This window comes from Mesorhizobium sp. M0296 (genome assembly GCF_040321675.1).
Classification (GTDB): domain Bacteria; phylum Pseudomonadota; class Alphaproteobacteria; order Rhizobiales; family Rhizobiaceae; genus Mesorhizobium.
Window position 1 is genome coordinate 19,497 of sequence record NZ_JAMYRZ010000047.1, and the last position, 21,319, is coordinate 40,815.

Sequence of the window (21,319 nt, forward strand, 5' to 3'; positions counted from 1 at the left end):
CGATTAAGATCATGCTCAACCAGAATTTATCTCTTCAGCGCCAAGCCAAGGGCGATGAAGCTCCAGCCCTGGAAGATCAGGTCGACGGCCAGGAATAGGCCCAGCACCCACACGCTGTTGACCGGCCAGCCCATGGCGATGACCAGTCCCGCCAGCGCGCTGATGACGCCGGCCGCGACCACCCAGCCCCAGCCCGGCTGCGGCCGGTGGCTGTAGCCTACCCAGGCCCTGAGCACGCCTGAGGCAAGCAGCGCGACCGCCAGGAGGAAGGTCAGCACCGTCGAGGCGAGGACCGGATTGTCGAAGGCGAAGAAGCCGGCGACGGCGTAGAGGAGGCCGCTGAGCAGCCAATAGAAGAAGCGGCCCCATGTCTTCACGCCGAAGGCATGGATGATTTCGACAATGCCGGCCATCAGCATCAGCCAGCCCACGACAAAGACCGAGGCGACGGTTGCGATGAACAGATTGCCGAAGGCAATGCCGCCGAAGACAAGCAGCAGCACCCCGAGCGCGACGAACCATCCCCATTTCGCCCGCGTCTGGCTGATCGCATCTTTCAAGGCATCGCCGTGCAGTGTCATCGCCCTCTCCCTCAAGGCTACTTGGCCTTTTTGTCGGCTTTGAAGGTAACGCCGATAGGCCTTCTCGTAAAGCGAGCAGGCTGTGAGGGTCACACCCATGCTCGGGCGGTACGCCTGCGAGACGTCTGCTTTTGGCAAGAGCAGCCGCTGCGAGTTCATTTCCGTGAAACGTGGGCTTGCGCCCTCAGGCCAAACCGTGGTCACGCCGAGGTTTAGTTGGAGAATAGCTCCTGTCCGTAAAGCGGCCGCAACGTCGAGCTATGATACAGAGCCAAACCTCCAAACGCCGCGCAACGCCGGTCGCATCAGCATCCGCATGTCACAACCTTGCGTCGAGGTCTCAGTAATCGCCGCCCTCGCGATGCAGCGTCGCGAGGATTAGCCCGAGCGCGTTGGGCAAGAAGTAGATTGTTCCGCCGAGCTGGTTCGAGAGCGGCATGGTCTTGGCTTCCCATGACAGGAAATAGTCGCCGGGGGCGATCACCGTGAAGCCGATGCCCCACACCAGGATTGCGCACAGGCAGCCCAACATCATCCATGCCTTGCCATGAGCGAAATCGGCGCTGCTGCCAACCACCTTGCGCAGCATAAGCACAACCCCGATCAGTCCGAATATCCCCGCCAGGGTCTCGACGGCCATGATGCCGACGAGTGCCACAGGGGCAGCCCATGGCATGGTGATGGCACGCCATTGCTGCCATGGGTTGCCGTAGGTGTTGGTCATTTCGATCGTCGGCTTCACGGCATTCACCAGAGTGTCTTTGAAGTCGGTTGCATCGTTCAACAGACCGAGAAAACCCCACAGGGTGGGGAACAGCGCCATCACGATCAGCCCCAATCGTCCTACGCTGCGCGGATTGACAAGCCGCTCGGCAGTGGTTCCGGCATACGAATTGTCCGGCATCGGAATTCCCCCCCTTTTGAACCTTGCACCGTCGAGCAAATCGAAAATTGGCTGACACGGCAGCGCACCGCCAAATATGGCACGGACGTCGGGCGATTTCTCGCTGATGCTGATCGGGCTGATCGCAAGATGATCGTGGCGCTGGTTCGTCGCTGTATTTGCAAGCGGGCAATCGTTATCTTGTCGATGACGTTTGGCTGTTCGCCTTTCTCGGCGCTTGGCAAGACTGGGGGAGCAAATGGGCGATGTGGACGAACACCTCGATCTGACAGAGATCAACGCCGTCCGCAGGCTGTTGACGTCAAAACCACGAACGGTCCGCTGGGACGAACGCCGGGCGCGGCTCGACGAAGTCGGTTCGGTCTGGCCGGTCGCGGAGGACATCCGATGCGAGCGCGTGGTTTTCGATGGCCTTGAGGGAGAGTGGTCTCTGGCGCCTGGGAGTGACAGGGATAAGGTTCTGCTCTTTTTCCACGGTGGTGGCTACTGCTCCGGCTCCCTTAAAAGTCATCGTCGAATGGTTACCGAGGCAGGTCGGGCAATGGGAATGCGCACCCTTGCGATCGACTATCGCCGCGCACCGGAACATCCTTTCCCTGCGCAACATGAAGACGCACTCACCGCATGGCGCTTTCTGAGCCGGCAAGGCATCGCGTCGGATCGCATCGTGGTTGGCGGAGACAGTGCGGGCGGCAACCTCACTCTGTGCCTGGTCAGTATATTGCGCACGGCAGGCGAGCCGTTGCCGCGATGTCTTTGGCTGGTTTCGCCCTGGACGGACCTTTCGATGTCCGGCGCGACATTATCAACCAAGGACGCAATCGACCCTATCATCCACCGGGCGTATTTGGAGGAACTGGCAACGGCCTATGTTCCCAATGGCGTTGGTCGGCGCGATCCGCTGATCTCGCCTTTGTTCGCCGATCTGAGCGGATTTCCCCCAATGCTGATACAAGCCGGTTCGGCCGAGACGCTGTTGTCGGACGCAACTCGGCTCGCCGAAGCCGCTGGCGCGGCTGACGTTAAAGTAGGTCTCGAAATTTGGCCGCATATGATTCACGCTTGGCCGGTTTGGAATGCGGGGTTGAGCGCCGGTCGCCGCGCTCTTCACAGCGCAGGCATGTTTGTCCGCGAATGTTTGTAACCCCTGCCGAGGCAACTGCTATCGTATTCCAAGCACTTGATCTGGAATCTTGGTGCGCCAAGCAATCGACTGCAACGCGGAACAGGCCGGCCAACGCGGCCAATGTTGCGGATATTAAGTCAAATTTTACCGAACTGGCGCCATGGCTTCAGTCAAGGCTGGTTGTATCGGCCAATGCGTTCGACGTATGGAGTAACGATGCGGTCTGTCCCGACGATCTTGGCCGCATTCATGCTCGGCACCTGCGGCGTTGCCAAGGCCGGCGAGGGCACCTTCGGCTGGCTGTCCGGAGACTGGTACCTGACGGTCGGCGCCACCGGCATGGTTGCCCCGAATTTCGAGGGCGGCAAGAAGTACCTGCTCAGTGCCTCGCCGATCATCTCGCTCGGCAAGGCTGGTCCCGCGGCGCGCTTCACCTCGCGCAACGACAATATTTCATTGGCATTGATCGACGATGGCGGCGTCCGCGCCGGCCTGACAGGCAAGTTCCTGTTTTCCCGCGACGGTGGTGACGCCGACGAATTGAAGGGTCTCGACCCGGTGCGCTGGGGCGGCGAGGCTGGCGGCTTCTTCGAATTCTATCCTTTGGATTGGCTGCGTGCCCGCGCCGAATTGCGGCACGGCATTCGCGCCCATAACGGTTTTGTCGCCGACATCGCCGCCGACGCCTTTTACGATGTGACGCCCGACGTCAGGATTTCGGCCGGACCGCGCGTTTCGTTCGCCTCATCGGACTATTTCGACGCCAATTACGGCGTTGATGCCGAGGAGTCCCTGGCCTCGGGGCTCAGCGAATATCATCCCGGTGGCGGGGTGAAGTCGGCGGGCCTGGGCGGCGCGGTGACCTGGAAGGTGACCGAGCCGATGACGGCCAGTCTGTTCGGCGAATATTCCCGCCTGATGGGCCCGGCCGCCGATTCCAGCCTGGTCAAGGAGCGCGGCTCCAGGGATCAGTTCATGATCGGCATGTCGACGACCTATCGCTTCGATTTCTCGATGTGATGTCGCAGGTTATATACTGCGCGCAGCCGCATGGCTCAGGCGACTATGCCGTAGGCGATGCGGTTGAGTTCCTCTTCCACAAGCATCGCACTTGTTTCGGATTGTAGGAGATTGATGGGCGCCTCGTTGAGCACCCGACTTCGCTTGCGCAGCCAGCGCTGCGCCCTTTCATGGTTGCCGAACACACGATCCGCCATCGTTGAAATACGAAGTCGCAGGGCGCGTTCGGACTCAGTAATCGTCAGAGTCACATTTCGTTCCTTCCGGCGCGCTAACTGTGAAATGTAAACCGCAGTTGGTACATGCTCTTAGGAGGAAGCATCAGAGTTCGGGCTTTTCAATAGGGCCGGCCTCGTTTAAAAGCCCGGTCATGACGCACTTTATCAGCGCATTCGCGACTGCGATACGAATTACAGGCCCGGTGTTCCGGGCGGCCTGACCGCCGCCGGAGCCGCCGGGAATCTTGCGCGCGGCCTCTCGCGCTTTTTCCAGATCATGATAGTTCAACGCCCGGGCTCTTTTGCCGCCGGCAACGCATATGGCAGACGAATGACTGATACCGAGACCGCCGAGACGATCGATTATTCCAAAACGCTCTACCTGCCGCAGACGGATTTCCCGATGCGCGCCGGGTTGCCGGAAAAGGAACCGCTGCTGGTCAAGCGCTGGCAGGACATGGACCTTTACCGCAAGTTGCGCGAAGACGCAGTCGGCCGCGAAAAATACGTGCTGCACGACGGCCCGCCCTACGCCAATGGCAACATCCATATCGGCCACGCGCTGAACAAGATCCTCAAGGACGTCATCACCCGCTCGTTCCAGATGCGCGGCTATGACTCGAACTATGTACCAGGCTGGGATTGCCACGGCCTGCCGATCGAATGGAAGATCGAGGAGCAGTACCGCGCCAAGGGCAAGAACAAGGACGAGGTGCCGGTCAACGAATTCCGGCAGGAATGCCGTGAGTTTGCGGCGCACTGGATCAAGGTGCAGGGTTCCGAATTCCAGCGGCTCGGCGTCGTCGGCGACTTCGACAATCCCTATACGACGATGGCTTTCCATGCCGAGGCGCGGATCGCCGGCGAGCTGCTGAAATTCGCCATGTCCGGCCAGCTCTATCGCGGCTCCAAGCCGGTGATGTGGAGCGTGGTCGAGCGCACCGCGCTGGCCGAGGCGGAGGTCGAATACCAGGACTATGAGTCGGACACGATCTGGGCGAAGTTTCCGGTCGTCAGCCTCGCTCGCCAGGTCATCAACATCGAGGATGGGCAGCCAGCCCTGGACCCCAAGCTGACGCAGACGTCGCTAGATCTGCTTGATGCCAACGTCGTCATCTGGACGACGACGCCGTGGACGATCCCCGGCAACCGCGCCGTCAACTACTCGCCGCGCATCAACTATGGTCTCTACGAGGTTACGGCGGCCGAGAACGCCTTTGGTCCTCAGCCCGGCGAAAAGCTGATCTTTGCCGAGAAGCTTGCGGACGACGCTGCCGCGAAGGCCAAGGTCACTCTGAATCGGCTTCGCAGCGTTGGCGCCGAAGAGCTTGAAAACCTTACGCTTTCGCATCCCCTCAAAGCTCTGGGTGGCGGCTACGATTTTCCCGTGCCGATGCTCGCCCGCGATCACGTCACCGACGATGCCGGCACCGGTTTCGTCCACACCGCGCCGGGACATGGCCGCGAAGACTTCGACGCCTGGATGGATGCTGCCTCTGATCTTCGCCAGCGTGGCATCGACACCGCGATCCCCTTCACCGTCGACGATGCCGGCTTCTTCACCAAGGACGCGCCGGGCTTCGGCCCGGACCACGAGGGTGGAGCGGCGCGCGTCATCGACGACAATGGCAAGAAGGGCAACGCCAACCAGGCTGTCATCGACGAGCTGATCAAGCGCAACGCGCTGTTCGCGCGCGGCCGCCTGAAGCACTCCTATCCGCATTCCTGGCGCTCGAAGAAGCCGATCATCTTCCGCAACACGCCGCAATGGTTCGTCTATATGGACAAGGAGCTTGGCGACGGCACGACGCTGCGCAGCCGCGCCCTGAAAGCCATCGACGATACCCGCTTCGTACCCGCCGCCGGCCAGAACCGCATCCGCGCCATGATCGAGGAGCGCCCTGACTGGGTGCTGTCGCGCCAGCGCGCCTGGGGCGTTCCGATCGCCGTCTTTGCCGATGCCGACGGCAATGTGCTGCGCGACGAGGCAGTCAACCAGCGCATCATGGACGCCTTCGAGAAAGAAGGCGCCGACGCCTGGTTCGCCGTCGGCGCCAAGGAGCGGTTCCTCGGCAATCACGAGGCCTCGAAATGGCAGCAGGTCATGGACATCCTCGATGTCTGGTTCGATTCAGGCTCGACGCATGCCTTCACGCTTGAGGACCGGCCCGACCTGAAATGGCCGGCCGACGTCTATCTCGAAGGCTCCGATCAGCATCGCGGCTGGTTCCACTCCTCGCTGCTCGAAAGCTGCGGCACCAGGGGCAGGGCGCCCTACGACACCGTCGTCACCCATGGCTTCACCATGGATGAGGAGGGGCGGAAAATGTCGAAGTCGCTCGGCAACACCGTCGTGCCGCAGGACGTCATCAGGCAGTCCGGCGCCGACATCTTGCGGCTATGGGTGGTGACGACCGATTATTGGGAAGACCAGCGGCTCGGCAAGAACGTGCTGCAGACCAATATCGACGCCTACCGCAAGCTGCGCAACACCATCCGCTGGATGCTGGGCACGCTCGCCCACGACGATGGCGAGGAGGTGCCGCTGGATAAGATGCCTGAACTGGAGCGGCTGATGCTGCACCGGCTCGCTGAACTCGATGAGGTCGTACGCTCGGGCTACGACGCGTTCGAATTCAAGCGCATCACCCGCGCGCTGCTCGACTTCATGGTGGTAGAGCTGTCGGCCTTCTATTTCGACATCCGCAAGGATGCGCTTTACTGCGAAGCGCCTTCCAGCGTGAAGCGCAAGGCTTCCGTGCAGGTGGTACGCCATCTCTTCGACTGCCTGGTGAAATGGCTGGCGCCGATGCTGCCCTTCACCATGGAAGAGGCTTGGCTCGACCGTCATCCGGATGCGGTCTCCCTGCATCTCGACCAGTTCCCGGAAATCCCGGCGGACTGGAGGAACGAGGCGCTGGCGGAGAAGTGGCGTAAGGTGCGGCAGGTCCGCCGTGTCGTCACCGGCGCGCTGGAAATCGCCCGTGCGCAGAAGGTCATCGGCTCTTCGCTGGAAGCGGTGCCGGTCGTCACCCTCGACGATGCCGTGCTCGAAGCGGCGATCGCCGATGTCGACATGGCCGAGATGGCGATCACCAGCGATCTGGTTATCATGCACGGCAAAGCGCCGGCGGGCAGCTTTACCCTCGACGACGTCAAGGGCGTCGCCGTGGTCGTCGAGAAGGCGGAGGACCGTGGCCTGGTGAAGTGCGCGCGCTCCTGGCGCTACACCGCCGATGTCGGCTCAGATCCGGAATTCCCGGATGTTTCGGCCCGTGACGCCGCTGTTCTGCATGAGCTGAAGGCTTTGAGCCGTCTTTAAGGCGGTGCACAAATGCCACGGCGGGCGGCCGATCGGCCCCCGCGCGTTGCCCTTAACGAGTGGTTGAGGTAAACACGCGAAACTCCGGACGACAAATTGTCGCCGGAATTCCGTCGGAAGAGCATAGGCGATGGGGACCGGACCTTTCTTTGGCCGGCGGCAATCGAGAGGCTGTCTACAGTGGGACTTTTTGGCATGACCGAGAGAACTTACGCGCGCGTTGCGCTGCTGGCGCCGCTTGTCGTATCGGGCCTCGCTTTGTCCGGCTGCATGGGCTCGCCCACTTACGGGACCGACAAGACTGCGGGCGCGCAGCTTGCCGGCGACCTCACCGGGGCTTTTTCCTTCGCACCCAAGCGCAAGGATAGTATCGACTACAAGCCGCGCCCCACGCTGGTGAAGCCAGGGCCGGGGCAGAAGGAAGTCTTGCCGCCGCCGCAGGAAAGCATCGAGACGGCAAGCGCCGAATGGCCCGAATCGCCGGAGCAGCGCCGTGCCCGCCTGCGCGCCGATGCCACCCTGCATCAGGACGACCCGGCCTACCAGGCGCAGGTCATCGACGACGTGCAGACGGATCCGGCGTCGGTCAAGGCCGCGCTGAAGTTGTCGGGCTCGAGCCACCCGCCAGCCTGGACTCCGGCCGATTCGGACAAGAGCCGCGCCGCGGAAATCATGCGCCGCCGGGCTGAAGGCAAACAGGGCGACCCGACCACCCGCAGATATCTGAGCGAGCCACCGGTGCAATACCGCGCTGCCGCCGCCACCGCGCCGCAGGGTGACCTCGGCGAGGACGAGTACAAGAAGGAACGCCGCCTCAAGAGGGAGGCGGCCGCCAAGAGTAAGAGCGGCGGCATGTTCGACTGGCTGCCCTGGTAGGCTGACGGCGCCAGAGACGTTCTTGCCCTGGATTGGCTGGCTGGATTGGCTGACTTGGATGGACCGTCTGCCGGACCAGAAATCAGGCTCCGCGTCGCTCGCGAAAAAAGTCCTTCAGCAATGCCGCTGCTGCGTTCTCGGCCATGCCCGGATAGATGTCGGGCACATGGTGGCAGGTCGGTGACGTGAAGAAGCGAACGCCGTTGACCACTGCGCCGCCCTTCTCGTCGGCAGCGCCGAAATAAAGCCGGCGCAGCCTGGCGAAGGAGATGGCGCCGGCACACATGGCGCACGGCTCCAGCGTTACATAGAGATCGTGGCCGCTGAGCCGCTCGCTGGAAAGCTTGCGGCAGGCCTCGCGGATCGCCAGCATCTCGGCATGGGCGGTGGGATCGGCAAACTCGCGGGTGCGGTTGCCGGCACTCGCAACGACCGTATCGCCGCCGACGACGACCGCGCCAACCGGCACCTCGCCACGCAGGGCGGCGGCTTCGGCTTCTTTCAGCGCCAGTGCCATGAAATCCTGCCGCTTCACGCGGTTTCCATTCCGATTATCTCCTCGCCACTAGAGCGCGATCCTGTTACTACCCGCGCAAACGAGCAAAGGCCACATGGACGACAAAAACAAGAAATTCCCGCGCAAGGCCGGCCCGAAGCCGGCGGGGCCGCGTGGTCGCGATGGCGCTCCCGACAAGGGCGGCAAGCCGCCCTTCGGCGCCAAAAAACCTTACGCTCCGCGCGGCGACCGGCCGGCGGCGGCCGAAGGCGAACGGCCGAAGCGCGACTTCAAAGGCGGCGACAGGCCGTTCAGCAAAGGGCCGCGTCCGGAAGGCAAGCCTTATGAACAGCGCGAGGGTCCACGCAAGCCTTATGCGCCGCGCGGCGACCGGCCGTCAGCTGCCGAAGGCGAGCGGCCGAAGCGCGACTTCAAAGGCGGCGACAGGCCGTTCAGCAAAGGGCCGCGTCCGGAGGGCACGCCTTATGAAAAGCGCGAAGGTCCGCGCAAGCCTTACGCACCGCGCGGCGACCGGCCAGCAGCTGCCGAAAGCGAGCGCGGCGAGAGGCGTTTCGACCGTCCCAAGCGTGATTTTGGCGATCGTCCGCAAGGGGCACAAAGGGCACAGGCGGCATCGGAAGGCGGCTTCAAGCCGCGCCCGCGTCGCGTCGAGGCAACGGAAGAAGCCGGCGAACGCATTGCCAAGCGGCTGGCGCGTGCCGGCCTGGCCTCGCGCCGCGACGCCGAGGAACTGATTGCGGCCGGCCGCGTCAAGGTCAATGGCAAGGTGTTGTCCTCGCCGGCCTTCAACGTCATGCCCGGCGACATCATCCATCTCGACGGCATGGAGATCCCGCCGATCGAGCGCACCAGGCTGTTCCTGTTCCACAAGCCGGCCGGCGTGGTCACGACAAACCGCGATCCCGAAGGCCGCAAGACCGTCTTCGACGTGCTGCCGCCTGGGCTGCCGCGGCTGATGACCATCGGCCGGCTCGACATCAACACCGAAGGCCTGCTGCTGCTCACCAATGATGGCGGCCTGTCGCGCGTGCTCGAACTGCCGGCGACCGGCTGGCTGCGACGCTACCGCGTGCGCGTCCACGGCAAGGTCGAGGAAAGCGCGCTTGCCGGCCTGCGCGAAGGCATTGCCGTCGACGGTGTCTTTTACGGCGCCATCGAAGCGACGCTCGACCGCGAGCAGGGCTCGAACGCCTGGCTGACACTCGGCCTGCGCGAAGGCAAGAACCGCGAGGTCAGGAACATCCTGGGCGCGCTCGGTCTCGACGTGACGCGGCTGATCCGTATTTCCTACGGGCCGTTCCAGCTCGACGATTTACCGGAAGGCCATGTACTGGAGATCAAGGGCCGCGTGCTGCGCGACCAACTCGGCGAGCGTCTGGTCGAAGAATCCGGCGCCAATTTCGACGCCGATATCGCCAAGCCGTTTTCCAACAAGCCGGTCAGGCGTGAGCGCGAGGAGGAGCCCGAGCGGCCGAAATTCACCCGCGACGGCGAACGCCGGCCGATCGGCGAGGGCGGCCTGATCAAGAACCGCAAGCGGCGCGAGGGCAGCCGCGACGAAGCGCTCGGCAAGCTGTCGACAAGCCCTGACAGGAGCTTTGGGCCAAAAAAGAGCTTTGGCGAGCGTGGCCCCAGACCTGAACGCAGCGACTTCGGGGACAAACCCCGTGGCGACAAGCCTCGTGGCGGCTTCGGTGGGAAAAAATCCGAACGCGAGCAGCGGCCGATCGAGCCGCCGGGCCAGCGCAAGGCCAATGTCTGGATGGCGCCAGGCGCACGGCCGATCGGCAAGGGCAGGGCGGAGGCAGACGCCGCCAAGGCGGCAGAAATCAAGGCGCGCAAGGCATCGTTCAAGCCGTCTTACGGCAAGCCCGGCGGCAAGCCGCAAGGCGGCGGTGCAAAGCCGTTCGGCAAACCGCGCGGCGAGCGCCCGGATGGCGGTGGCGACCGGCCGCGCGGCGGCCCGAAAGGAAGCAATGCGGATCGTCGGCGGTGAGTTTCGCGGGCGTCCGCTGGCGACGCCCCGCACCTTTGCCATCCGCCCGACCACCGACCGCACGCGTGAGGCGGTCTTCAACGTGCTGGCGCATCGCTTTCCTGAAAAACTGGACGGCGCGCGCGTGCTCGACCTGTTCGCCGGCACCGGCGCACTCGGCCTCGAAGCGCTTTCGCGCGGCGCCTCCTACGCTGTCTTCATCGAAGAATCCGCCGAAGGGCGCGGCCTGATCCGCACCAATGTCGAGGCCTTCGGCCTCACCGGCCGCACCAAGATATTCCGCCGCGACGCGACGGGCTTGGGCGAGGCAGGCACCATCGCCGCATTCGGCTTGGTCTTCGCCGATCCGCCCTATGGCAAAGGCCTTGGCGAACGTGCGTTGCGCTCGGCCAAGGCCGGTGGTTGGCTCGCCCCTGGCGCGCTCTGCGTCGTCGAGGAAGTGGCGGCGGCGCCGTTCGAGGCAGCGCCGGGCTTTTCGGTTGTCGACGAGCGCAACTATGGCGAGACGGTCATCCGGTTCATCGAGGCCGCCTGAGTTCGGCTTCCACGGTGGCGCCTTCAAAATGACGAACAATTCGCTTTGCCTCGACCAGCAACCCCGCCTATCGTCCCACCACAAACCGGAGCCATCTATGACATTTCAGGCTGAATGGCTGCGCGGAACGCTCTTGGGACTGGCTCTGGTGATGGCCGCGCCGGCTCTGGCGGATAACAATCCTGACGATGGCGTCGTGACCGATTTCCTGCTCGACAACGGCATGGAGGTCGTCGTCGTCCCCGATCACCGCGCCCCCATCGTCACCCATATGGTCTGGTACAAGATCGGCAGCGCCGACGAGCCGCCGGGCAAGTCCGGCATTGCCCATTTCTTCGAGCATCTGATGTTCAAGGCGACCAGCAACCATGCGGCGGGCGAGCTCGACCGTGCCGTCGCCGCCATCGGCGGCTCGGACAACGCCTTCACCTCCTACGACTACACCGCCTTTCACGAGACGGTGGTGCCGCAGGCGCTCGGTGAGATGATGGGCTTCGAGGCCGACCGCATGCGCAATCTCATCCTCAACGACGACGTCATCAAAACCGAGCGCGACGTCATCCTCGAGGAGCGCCGCTCGCGCATCGATAGCAATCCGCAGGCAGTGCTCGACGAGGAGATCGACGCCACGCTGTGGCAGAACCAGCCCTATCGCATTCCGGTCATCGGCTGGATGCAGGAGATGGAGAAGCTGAACCGCACCGACGCGATGGCTTTCTACAACAAATATTATACACCCAATAACGCCGTGCTGGTGGTGGCCGGCGATGTCGAGCCGGAAACGGTCAAGGCGCTGGCCGAAAAGACCTATGGCAAGATCGCGCGCGGCCCGGATCTGCCGCCGCGCATCCGCCCCGTCGAGCCCGAGCAGAACACCAGGCGCACGGTGACGCTGACCGACGGGCGCGTCAGCGTGCCGAGCTTTACCACGCAATGGGTGGTCCCGTCCTATCACACGGCAAAGCCCGGCGAAGCCGAAGCGCTCGACGTGCTGTCCGAAATCCTCGGGGGCGGCAACCGCAGCCGGCTCTACCAGGAGCTTGTCGTCAGGCAAGGCATCGCCGCCGAGGCCGGCGCCTTCTTCCAGGGCGCCATGCTCGACGACACCAATTTCACCGTCTACGGCGCGCCGCGCGGCGATGCCAAGCTTGCCGACATCGAGGCCGCGGTCGACGCCGAGATCGCCCGCATCGCGAAAGACGGCGTCACCAGCGACGAGCTGGAAAAATCCAAGGACCGTTTCGTACGCTCGATGATCTTTGCCCGCGACAAGCAGGAGGACATGGCCAACATCTACGGCTCGACGCTCGCCACAGGCGGTAACGTCCAGGACGTCCAGCAATGGCCGGACCGCATCCGCAAGGTCACCGCCGACCAGGTCAAGGAAGTCGCTGCCCGCTATCTCAATCTCAACCACGCAACGACCGGTTATTTGCTTCCCGAAACCCAGGCTGGGAATTGATTTGATGATGAGTTTGAGCGTCGGCGCCGCCCCTCACCTGCCTGCCCGCATCCTCTCCCCGTATAGGGACGGGGAGAGGGGCGCCGCCACCGACGGTTTCGCCAATCTTCAGCGTTTGCAGAGCGAGCGCCGGGACAGCGGCCAGCCCCTTCTCCCCGTCACTATACGGGGAGAAGTGCCCGGCAGGGCGATGAGGGGCGGCGCCGACCTTGGCAATTGGCGCGCCGGCCCTCTTCTGGCCACCCTCATTCTCTCCCTCGTCTTCCTCCTCCTGCCGGCGCTTTCCGCTCGCGCCGCCATGAACATCCAGGAGGTGACCTCGTCGAAGGGCATTGCCGCCTGGCTGGTGGAGGATTATTCGGTGCCGATCGTCGCCATCCGCTTCGTTTTCGATGGCGGCGCGACGCAGGATCCGCCCGGTAAGGAAGGGCTTGCCAATCTGATGAGCGGCCTGTTCGACGAAGGTGCCGGCAACCTCGACAGCGAGGCCTTCCAGATCAAGCTTGACGATGTCGGCGCCGAGATGAGCTTCGATGCGCAGCGCGACGGCATCTACGGCTCGATGCGCATGCTGGCCGAGCAGCGCGACGGCGCCTTCGACCTGTTGCGGGTGGCGGTCAACCAGCCGCGCTTCGACCAGGTGCCGATCGACCGCATCCGCTCGCAAATCCTGTCCGGCATCATCGCCAACGAGCGCGATCCCGATACGCTCGCCCAACGCAAATGGCTGGACGCGATCTACGGCAGGCATCCCTATGCGCGGCCCGACCAGGGCACCAGGCAAAGCATCGCGACGATTACGCCGGCCGATCTCAGCGCCTTCCACAAGGCAAGTTTCGCCCGTGACGGCTTGCATATCGCGGTGGTCGGCGCCATCGACGCCGAGACGCTGAAGCAGAAGCTCGACCTTGTGTTCGGCAGCCTGCCGGAAAAGCAGGCGCTCACGCCCGTTCCCGACATCGACCTGAAGCTCGGCCAGCAGCTCGAGGTCGTTTACGACCAGCCGCAGGCCTCGCTGCAACTCGCCTATCCCGGCGTGAAGCGGAATGCGCCGGATTTCTTCGCCGCGGTGCTGATGAACGAGATCCTCGGCGGCGGCACCTTCACCTCGCGGCTGTTCGACGAGGTGCGCGAGAAGCGCGGCTTGGCCTACAGCGTCAGCTCCGACCTCGTCGACCACCAGCATTCCGAGGCGCTGTCCATCACCACCTCGACCCGCGCCGATAGGGCGGCCGAGACGCTGGCCGTGGTGCGCGACGTGGTCAAGCGCATGGCCGAGGAGGGGCCGACCGAAGCCGAGCTGGTGGCGACCAAGAAATACATGATCGGCGCCTATGCCATCAACAATCTGAATTCCTCCGGCGCGATCGCCTCAACGCTGCTCGAGATCCAGCTCGGCAAGCTCGGCATCGACTACATGCAGCGCCGCGCCGCCCTGATAAACGCGGTGACGCTGGATCAGGTGAAAGAGGTGGCGAAAAAGCTGCTCTCCGCCGAGCCGGCCGTCATGGTGGTCGGGCCGAAGCTCGGCGCGGCCAACAAGGGATGAGCCCTAGCTTCGGCATCGCCTTTGGCGGCGGCGGGGCGCGTGGGCTGGCGCATATCCATGTCATCGAGGCGCTGGACGAGCTGGGCATAAGGCCGGCAGCAATCGCCGGCTCGTCGATCGGCGCCATCATGGGCGCCGGCATGGCCTCGGGCATGACCGGCAAGGACATCCACGACTATACGCGCTCGATCCTCGGCCGCCGCGCCGAAGTGGCGACGCGCATGTGGCGGGCGCGGCCCGGCACTTTTGCCGAAGCGTTGCAGGGCGGCCTGCGGGTCAGCCAGTTCAATGTCGAGCGCATCCTCAAGGCGTTCCTGCCCGACGCCATTCCCGAAACCTTCGCCGAATTGAAGATACCGCTGAAGGTGACGGCAACGGACTTTTATGGCCACCAGCTCGCCGTGTTCGACGAAGGCGAGCTGCATTCGGCGCTGGCCGCCTCGGCGGCGATCCCGGCGGTGTTCCGCCCGGTGATGCGCGACGGCAGGCTGCTGATCGACGGCGGCATCTACAATCCCGTGCCGTTCGACCTGATCGAGCTCGACGCCGACATCATCATCGCCGTCGACGTGGTCGGCGCGCCGACCGAGGCGGGCCGCAAATTCCCGACCTCCGTCGACCTGATGTTCGGCGCCACGCAGCTGATGATGCAGTCGATCATCGCCAGCAAGCTGAACCAGAGCCGGCCCGACATATTGATCAGGCCGGCGGTGTCGAAATACCGGGTGCTCGATTTCATGAAGGTCGAGGCGCTGATGGCCGAGACGGTGGCGATCAAGGACGAGCTGAAGCGCGAGATCGAGAAGGCGGTCGAGGCCCGCGCCAAGGCCGAAGCCAGCAAGCGCACGAACCGTCTCGGCGGATGACAGCCATCAGTCGTCGAGCGTCAGCGCCCGCTGGACCATGAGCGTAATCCTTCGTAAGTGGCGCGGATCAGCTCGCGATTGGCGGCCATCTCAGCCCCACTTCATCTCGCCGGTGGCAACCTTGGAGCCGATGTCGAGCGCCACGCCCATGCCGAGACCGGGGAAGCGGGCTTCCATGGCGCTCTTCAGTGCGGCCGCGTCCTTGGCCTTGGCCAGTTCTTCCTCGAAGGCGACGAGATAGGTTTTGGTGTGCTCGACGCCTGAAAGATCCGTAGCGGCCTCAGGCGTCATGTGCCCGGGCACGACGATTGCCGGCTTGCGCGCCGCGATCTTTTCGAGATTGGCGAGCCAGGCGGCGCGCAGTTCCCTGGTCGGCGTGTCGGCGGTCCAGACATGCACGCCGGCAAAGATCATCACCCCGCCGAACACCGCATTCAGCGACGGCACGAAGAGATAGCGCCGGTTGGCGAGGCCTTCCGCGGCGACGATCTCGATGGTCTCGCCATCGACGCTGAGCGTCTTGCCGTCGAATGCTTCGGGGATGACGACGTCGGCTAGCGCCTGCGGGCCGTTCTCCTTGAGCTGCGGCCCCCAGACGGCGAGCTTCTTTTCGACATTGCCGTTGATGGCGGCCACCGTCTCGGCTGCGGCGATCACCCGTACCTGCGGGAACGCCTGCTTGATCGGCTTGAGGCCGAAATAATAGTCCGGGTCGGACTGGCTGACATAGATGGTGGTGAGCGTCTTGCCGGTCGCCTTGATCGCCTCGGCCACGGCCCGGCCGTCGGGGTAAGTGAAACCGCCATCGATCAGCACGGCTTCGGTGGCGCCGGAGACCAGCACCGGGGCGCGGAAGAAGCCGTTTTGCCCGGCGGGGAAATGTTTCCAGGAAAGCCCGCCGGCCGCATGGCCAAGCCCGGCGGGAGCAAAGACCGCGGCAGCGCCGGCGGCGAGGGTGGTTTTCATGATGCTTCTCCGTGTGAACATGGATGTCTCCTGGGATCCGGAATTCGGCGGCCTCGATGCCCGCAAGATGGCAAAAGCGGAATGCGTATTGAAGGCCGACAAAATAGACGTAATGTATGCCATTGCCTGACAATGAGACTGCCCCTGCTATGAGCGAAGCATGAACCTGAACCGGCTGGCCTATTTCGCGGCGGTGGTCGATGCCGGCTCGTTCACGCGGGCCGCCGAGCGGCTGGGCATCACCAAGGCGGTGGTCAGCCAGCAGGTGGCGCGGCTGGAGCGCGATGTCGGAACGACGCTGCTGATCCGCACGACGCGGCGCGTCCATCCGACCGAGGCCGGCCGAACGTTCCATGCCCGCTGCCTGCAGGTCCTGCAGCAGGCCGAGGATGCATTCGACGAGCTCGCGCAGGCCGCCGCCGAGCCGACCGGCACGCTGCGCATCGCCGCGTCCAACGACTACGGCACATCGGCGGTGGTGCCGGTGGTCGCCGCCTTCAGCGCGCGCTATCCCGCCTGCCGGGTGGAGCTGACGCTGGGCGACGAGACGATCGACCTGGTTTCCGGCCACATCGACGTGGCCATCCGCGTCGGCTGGCTGGCCGATTCCAGCCTGCAGGCCCGGCGCATCGGCACCTTCCAGCAATTCATGGTATGCGGCGCCGGCTTTGCAGGCCGGTTCACCGCCGGCGAACCGCAAGACCTCGCCGGGCTGCCCTTCGTCGCCAACATGGCGCTGCGCGAACCGCTGCTATGGCAATTTTCGAGCGGCGATGACGAGCAGCAGGCCGTGCGCATGCAGGCAACGATCGCCATCGACGCAACGCCGGCAGTGCTGGCAGCGGTCCGCGCCGGCGCCGGCCTGTCGGTGCTGCCGGACTTTTTGGTGCGGGACGAACTGGCCGCCGGGCGGCTGGTGCAGATCCTGCCCGAGTGGCGGCTGCCCTCCGGCGGCATCTACACAGTCTACCCCGCCGCCCGCTTCCGCCCGCCCAAGGTGACGAGGTTTGTCGAGATGCTGATCGCGGCCGTGCAGAAGGTAGAGGCAGGCGGGCGGGGGCGCTGATGGGCGAAGCTGCGATCTCCCCCCTTGAGGGGGAGATGGCCGGCAGGCCAGAGGGGGTCGGTTCGACCGGGCGCGGCCTCCCTCTTGCGTCGGTAGGGGTTGGCGCATTACGCGAGACGCCCCCCTCTGCCCTGCCGGGCATCTCCCCCTCAAGGGGGGAGATTGGCTCATCACGCCATCCCAGCCGCATACTCCAGCGCCACTACGCCGTTGCTGAATTGCGTGGCGGAGATCAGCTCGAGCGGCAATTGCGCGCCGGGCGGGAACAGCAGCTTGCCCTGGCCGACGGCACCGGGATAGCTGAGCAGGCGGATGCGGTCGACCAGGCCGTGGCGCAGCAATTCCTGCGCGACGCTGAGGCTGCCATGCACATAGATGTTGCCGCCGCTGCCTTGCTTCAGCCCTCTGACCGCGTCCGGCAACGCGCCCTGCAGCAGCTCGGCCGGCTGCCAGTCGAGCGCCTGCAAGCTGGTCGAGGCGACATATTTCGGCAGCGCATTGAACCGGTCGGCGAAGTCTCCGGTCTCCTTGGGCCACGAGCCGGCAAAAATCTCATAGGTCGTGCGCCCCAACAGCATGGCGCCACTGTCGGCAAGCTCGTCGTCCTTGAACTTTTGCATCTCATCGTTCCAGGCCACGCTCGGCAGCTTTTCAACCTCGGCAATGCCATCGACGCTGATGAATTCGGTAACAATGAGTTTTCTCATAGCGGGTTCCTTTCTGGCAGGGCCGAATGGCGCGGGCCTTATGCGACATGCGCCGTCAACTAGCGCGGCGCTTTTTCACGGGGAGGGTTTTCCCTGTTCGCTTCCAAAGACCGATACCGTGGGAAAAGCTTCTCCGACCTGCCCGTCGTTCGGTCATGCCACAAGGTCCGCATCGGGGGCCGGTCTTTTTTTGCCTGTCCCAGATTGGATCTGGGTCGTAGTCACGGGCTGCCTACAGGTGGGCAATTCCGGCTTTCAGCAGTCCTTCGCGGACGTGCTGCACATCAGACTCCTGGGCAAAGTGCAGGGTGGCGATAAATGAATCGAGGTCGAATTGGGGATCGAGCGTTCTGATCTTGCCTAGATGCGCCGCGGCCGCGATTTCGTCGCCGAGCCAGCCGTAGCAGGCAGCGGCGAAAGCGTGCTGAGCCGAGTCCATGGTTGACAGATGCATGAAAGCTTCGATCGCCTCGCCATACTGGCGCGCGGCGAAATGCGCCTTTCCCAGATGGCTCCAGAACCTCTCCGGGTGGTGCGGGTTCAACTGCATTGCCTTGCGGATCCATTCAATTCCCTCTTCCGGCCTCCCCAGCCACGTCAATAACTCGCCTTGCTGCACCACCACGAGGTCGTAATTGGGATTGAGGGCCAGCGCCCGTTCTTGATGGTAGCGCGCTGTGGTCAGCTCATTGTTGTTCACGTTCACGGCCGCGAGAATGCGATGGACATCGGCATCGTTGTTGTCCAGCGCCAGCGCCCTGTCCAGCGCCGTCATAATGTTGTTCCAGACGGCATCCCTGTCTTCGCACCAGTTATGGACCCAGGCCTGGCCAAGAATGCAGGCCCGCCAGGCATGGGCATGGGCATAATCGGGGTCGAGCGTGACGGCCCTTTCTATCAAGGTTTGCGCGCGTTCATTATCCGCAATGGTGCTTCGGTGATGCAGCACCTTGGCAGCAAGCACACATTCATACGCGGCCATGTTTGCGGGTTTCGCCCGCGCGAGCTGGTCCCGCTGAGCCGCCTCGACACGACCGGGCAGCGTGGCTGCGATCGCCGCGGTCACCTCATCCTGAATCGCGAATATGTCATCCAGCTTCCGGTCATACTTGTCTGCCCAAATATGAGCGTCGTTCGCCGTATCGATGAGCTGAACCGTCACGCGCACCCTGTCGCCGATCTTGCGGACGCTTCCCTCCACCAGGTATTGGACGGTGAGTTTCTCGGCCACCTCGCGCACATTCACGGCGCGGTTCTTGTAGACGAAGCTGGAATTGCGCGAAATGACGAACAGCTCATGGTGGCGGGACAGTTCGGTGATGATGTCCTCGGTCAGTCCGTCCGCGAAAAATTCCTGCTCGGGATCGCCGCTCATGTTGGTGAATGGCAGCACCACTATCGAAGGTTTCGAGATGGATCGCTTTGCCTCGACTTCTGGCAGGGCAGGACTGTCAAACCCAACGCGATAGAGGCGAACCGGGCGGCTGATGTTCTTTAACGTCTTCTCGCCCAGGTCCTCCATGGCAATTTCGAGACGGTCGGCAATTTGGGTCGCCACCGCTGCGGTCACGCAGATACCGCCGACGTCGGCGAGTTGCTCGATGCGCGAGGCAATATTGACGCCGTCGCCGAAAATATCCTCATCGTCGAAAATGATGTCGCCGAGATTTATGCCGATCCTGAATTCGATGCGCCGTTCTTGCGGCACATCCGAATTGCGCCGTTTCATACGCTGTTGGATTTCCACGGCGCATTTCACGGCATCGGTCACGCTCTGGAACTCAACGAGCATGCCGTCTCCGGTGGTCTTGATGATCCGGCCCTTGTTCTTCGCGATGGCGGGATCGACCAGTTCTATGCGATGGGTCCGAAGGCGTGCGAGCGTGCCGGATTCATCGGCCTCCATTAGCCGACTGTAGCCCGCCATATCGGCAGCCAGAATTGCGGCTAGTCTCTGTTCCATCGCTGAACCAAAAACCAAGCGTATACTTCCTGGGCCGCCAAATCCAGCAATTTGGGCTTGTGGCTGAATCAAGAAGTCCGCAGCAGCAAGAAAGGGCGCCTTCCGCCTGGTGGCTGCGAACTCGATCGCATCAATCGCGGGAGAGCGACGCCATTCGGCGCGCCAGGCCACGCTCGGCAGCTTCTCGACCTCGGCGATCCGTCGACGCTGATGAATTCGGTGACGATGAGTTTTCGCATGGCGGGTTCCTTTCTGTCTCTGTCGGGACGGGCCGTGCGGGTCTTGTGCGAACTGCACCGTCAACTAGCGCCGCGCATTTTCAAGGGGAGGGCTTTCCCTATTCGCTTATTCGCTCCCAAGGACCGATACTGTGGGGAAAAACTTCTCCGACCTGGACTAAGCTCCCAAGATCGGATTGGTATCTGAGGCAGATATCTCCAAAAAACGAACTGTAAAAAGATCATGGGATTCGGGGTCTTCATTCACCGGTCAGATTCGATCTACAACGACCGCCCCGCTGAGCAATACCAGTTTCCTAGCCAGTATCTGCGCCGCGTCGAAGCATGCGTAGGCGACTGGATCATCTATTATGAGCCCAGCAAGGTAGAAGAGAGCCGCGGCTATTTCGCCGTAGCCAAAGTCCAACAGGTCATCCCCGATCCTGCGAAGCCTGACATGTACCTCGCTCTGATTGAGCCCGGGACCTATCTCGACTTCGCCAATCCTGTTTCGTTCAACGGGGCGAATGGCATCGTGGAGAAGAGTGAACTCAACGAGGAAGGACGGATTTCCGGTCGCGCCCAATCTGCCGTCCGCCCAATCGGTCTAAGTGACTTCAACCGCATTATCGATCTCGGCCTGGGCAGCAATGAGTCGTTGCTGCCGCGCGTTGATGAGATCGGGACGTCGCTTGGCTTTCAAGACGAGCAGGCGCCATTTGAGTTGGAGCAGAGCCGTGATCGCGTGAGTTACATCGCGTCGCGAATCGTGCGGGATCGTATTTTTCGCCGCATCGTCTTGCGCGCCTATGATGAGCGCTGTGCGATCACGGGACTCAAGTTGATAAACGGCGGCGGCCGAGCGGAGGTCTCCGCCGCGCATGTTCGACCGGTTGAAGCCAATGGTCCCGATATCATCAACAATGGGATCGCATTGTCCGGCACCGCGCATTGGATGTTCGATCGCGGGTTGATCAGCCTATCCGACGATTTGGAAATCATGATCTCCCGGCAGGTCAACGATCTCGACAGCGTGCAGGGATTCATAAACAAAACCGGTCGAGCACTTACGCCCAGTCGACATTTTGAACGCCCGCATCCTCATTTCCTACAATGGCACCGCGAGCACTGCTACAAGCAGTGAAAGCACCGTCGGCGTGGGAGCGTGTTGGTGGGCACTTCTGACTCGTCGGAGGCCTTCATTCTCTCGTTGCGAATGGCAGCAATGCGCCCCTTCCTGGACATTACCAAAGCAAGACCACGGGGAATTCTGACCCACGTCCCGAACTTCATGGCCTTCGTCTCGCTGGAATGTCTAACGCGACTCCGTCATGATGTCCCAGCCCTGTCGAGCGACGCTGCCAAAGCCGTTGACGCCAACGCAGGTGATGAGGGCAGGCTAGACCAGTGCAGCAGATCCGCCCGGC

At 63.2% G+C, this 21,319-nt stretch carries 20 protein-coding genes; 12 read left to right on the forward strand and 8 right to left on the reverse strand.

Annotated elements, in window-relative coordinates:
- Positions 1 to 26: 26 nt before the first annotated feature.
- Complete coding sequence (locus NKI97_RS30335) at positions 27 to 581, reverse strand: HdeD family acid-resistance protein (RefSeq protein ID WP_352474525.1); 555 nt, start codon at positions 579 to 581, stop codon at positions 27 to 29.
- Positions 582 to 921: 340 nt separating this feature from the next.
- The gene (locus tag NKI97_RS30340; protein ID WP_352838045.1) at positions 922 to 1,485 is read right to left on the reverse strand and encodes a DUF2165 family protein; all 564 of its coding nucleotides are present in this window, start codon (positions 1,483 to 1,485) and stop codon (positions 922 to 924) included.
- Positions 1,486 to 1,723: 238 nt separating this feature from the next.
- On the opposite strand from NKI97_RS30340, the gene NKI97_RS30345 reads away from it, so the two are divergent.
- Both NKI97_RS30345 and NKI97_RS30350 read left to right on the forward strand, forming a co-directional pair.
- Positions 1,724 to 2,629 carry an alpha/beta hydrolase gene (locus tag NKI97_RS30345; RefSeq protein WP_352831790.1) on the forward strand — a complete coding sequence of 302 codons (906 nt, stop codon included), beginning with the start codon at positions 1,724 to 1,726 and terminating at the stop codon, positions 2,627 to 2,629.
- A 198-nt stretch (positions 2,630 to 2,827) separates the two neighbouring features.
- On the forward strand, positions 2,828 to 3,631 hold the full coding sequence (locus NKI97_RS30350; protein WP_352838047.1) for a MipA/OmpV family protein: 804 nt from the start codon (positions 2,828 to 2,830) through the stop codon (positions 3,629 to 3,631).
- 35 nt (positions 3,632 to 3,666) lie between these two features.
- On the opposite strand, the gene NKI97_RS30355 is transcribed toward NKI97_RS30350, so the two are convergent.
- A complete protein-coding gene (locus tag NKI97_RS30355) occupies positions 3,667 to 3,882 on the reverse strand; it encodes an antitoxin Xre/MbcA/ParS toxin-binding domain-containing protein (RefSeq protein ID WP_352569773.1) in 216 nt (71 codons plus the stop codon).
- Between the two features lie 70 nt (positions 3,883 to 3,952).
- Positions 3,953 to 4,138, reverse strand: coding sequence for a hypothetical protein (locus tag NKI97_RS30360; RefSeq protein ID WP_352838048.1), 186 nt, complete (start codon positions 4,136 to 4,138; stop codon positions 3,953 to 3,955).
- Positions 4,139 to 4,180: 42 nt separating this feature from the next.
- Here NKI97_RS30360 and ileS point away from each other — a divergent pair, with 42 nt between their 5' ends.
- Together ileS and NKI97_RS30370 are read left to right on the forward strand one after the other, a co-directional pair.
- A complete protein-coding gene (gene ileS, locus NKI97_RS30365) occupies positions 4,181 to 7,171 on the forward strand; it encodes an isoleucine--tRNA ligase (RefSeq protein WP_352838049.1) in 2,991 nt (996 codons plus the stop codon).
- Positions 7,172 to 7,366: 195 nt separating this feature from the next.
- Entirely contained in the window at positions 7,367 to 8,047 is a 681-nt protein-coding gene (locus NKI97_RS30370; RefSeq protein WP_352453465.1) for a hypothetical protein, read from the forward strand.
- A gap of 82 nt (positions 8,048 to 8,129) precedes the next feature.
- Here the strand turns inward: NKI97_RS30370 and NKI97_RS30375 are convergent, their stop codons facing one another.
- Positions 8,130 to 8,582 carry a nucleoside deaminase gene (locus tag NKI97_RS30375; protein WP_352453464.1) on the reverse strand — a complete coding sequence of 151 codons (453 nt, stop codon included), beginning with the start codon at positions 8,580 to 8,582 and terminating at the stop codon, positions 8,130 to 8,132.
- Between the two features lie 76 nt (positions 8,583 to 8,658).
- Here NKI97_RS30375 and NKI97_RS30380 point away from each other — a divergent pair, with 76 nt between their 5' ends.
- The 5 genes from NKI97_RS30380 to NKI97_RS30400 all read left to right on the forward strand — a co-directional run bounded on the left by NKI97_RS30380 (position 8,659) and on the right by NKI97_RS30400 (position 14,972).
- A complete protein-coding gene (locus NKI97_RS30380; protein WP_352453463.1) occupies positions 8,659 to 10,560 on the forward strand; it encodes a pseudouridine synthase in 1,902 nt (633 codons plus the stop codon).
- Complete coding sequence (gene rsmD, locus NKI97_RS30385) at positions 10,541 to 11,095, forward strand: 16S rRNA (guanine(966)-N(2))-methyltransferase RsmD (protein WP_352453462.1); 555 nt, start codon at positions 10,541 to 10,543, stop codon at positions 11,093 to 11,095. The genes NKI97_RS30380 and rsmD overlap by 20 nt, the downstream gene beginning before the upstream one ends.
- A gap of 97 nt (positions 11,096 to 11,192) precedes the next feature.
- Positions 11,193 to 12,557: a M16 family metallopeptidase gene (locus NKI97_RS30390; RefSeq protein ID WP_352838051.1), complete on the forward strand. Its 1,365-nt coding sequence runs from the start codon at positions 11,193 to 11,195 to the stop codon at positions 12,555 to 12,557.
- Between the two features lie 190 nt (positions 12,558 to 12,747).
- The gene (locus tag NKI97_RS30395) at positions 12,748 to 14,106 is read left to right on the forward strand and encodes a M16 family metallopeptidase (protein ID WP_352838063.1); all 1,359 of its coding nucleotides are present in this window, start codon (positions 12,748 to 12,750) and stop codon (positions 14,104 to 14,106) included.
- Positions 14,103 to 14,972, forward strand: coding sequence for a patatin-like phospholipase family protein (locus NKI97_RS30400; RefSeq protein ID WP_352569779.1), 870 nt, complete (start codon positions 14,103 to 14,105; stop codon positions 14,970 to 14,972). Before NKI97_RS30395 ends, NKI97_RS30400 begins: the two co-directional genes overlap by 4 nt.
- 90 nt (positions 14,973 to 15,062) lie before the next feature.
- Here NKI97_RS30400 and NKI97_RS30405 read toward each other — a convergent pair whose 3' ends face one another.
- Positions 15,063 to 15,959, reverse strand: a complete 897-nt coding sequence (locus tag NKI97_RS30405; RefSeq protein WP_352838053.1) for an MBL fold metallo-hydrolase — start codon at positions 15,957 to 15,959, stop codon at positions 15,063 to 15,065.
- Here NKI97_RS30405 and NKI97_RS30410 point away from each other — a divergent pair.
- Both NKI97_RS30410 and NKI97_RS30415 read left to right on the forward strand, forming a co-directional pair.
- Entirely contained in the window at positions 15,937 to 16,068 is a 132-nt protein-coding gene (locus NKI97_RS30410; RefSeq protein WP_023674354.1) for a hypothetical protein, read from the forward strand. The two genes, NKI97_RS30405 and NKI97_RS30410, sit on opposite strands and share 23 nt — an antisense overlap.
- A gap of 30 nt (positions 16,069 to 16,098) precedes the next feature.
- Positions 16,099 to 17,004, forward strand: a complete 906-nt coding sequence (locus tag NKI97_RS30415; RefSeq protein ID WP_352838055.1) for a LysR family transcriptional regulator — start codon at positions 16,099 to 16,101, stop codon at positions 17,002 to 17,004.
- A 170-nt stretch (positions 17,005 to 17,174) separates the two neighbouring features.
- Here the strand turns inward: NKI97_RS30415 and NKI97_RS30420 are convergent, their stop codons facing one another.
- The gene (locus NKI97_RS30420; RefSeq protein WP_352838057.1) at positions 17,175 to 17,711 is read right to left on the reverse strand and encodes a dihydrofolate reductase family protein; all 537 of its coding nucleotides are present in this window, start codon (positions 17,709 to 17,711) and stop codon (positions 17,175 to 17,177) included.
- Positions 17,712 to 17,943: 232 nt separating this feature from the next.
- Positions 17,944 to 19,674: an adenylate/guanylate cyclase domain-containing protein gene (locus tag NKI97_RS30425; RefSeq protein WP_352838065.1), complete on the reverse strand. Its 1,731-nt coding sequence runs from the start codon at positions 19,672 to 19,674 to the stop codon at positions 17,944 to 17,946.
- A gap of 462 nt (positions 19,675 to 20,136) precedes the next feature.
- Between NKI97_RS30425 and NKI97_RS30430 the strand changes: the two genes are divergently transcribed.
- Positions 20,137 to 21,036, forward strand: coding sequence for an HNH endonuclease (locus NKI97_RS30430; RefSeq protein ID WP_352838059.1), 900 nt, complete (start codon positions 20,137 to 20,139; stop codon positions 21,034 to 21,036).
- Positions 21,037 to 21,319: the final 283 nt, after the last annotated feature.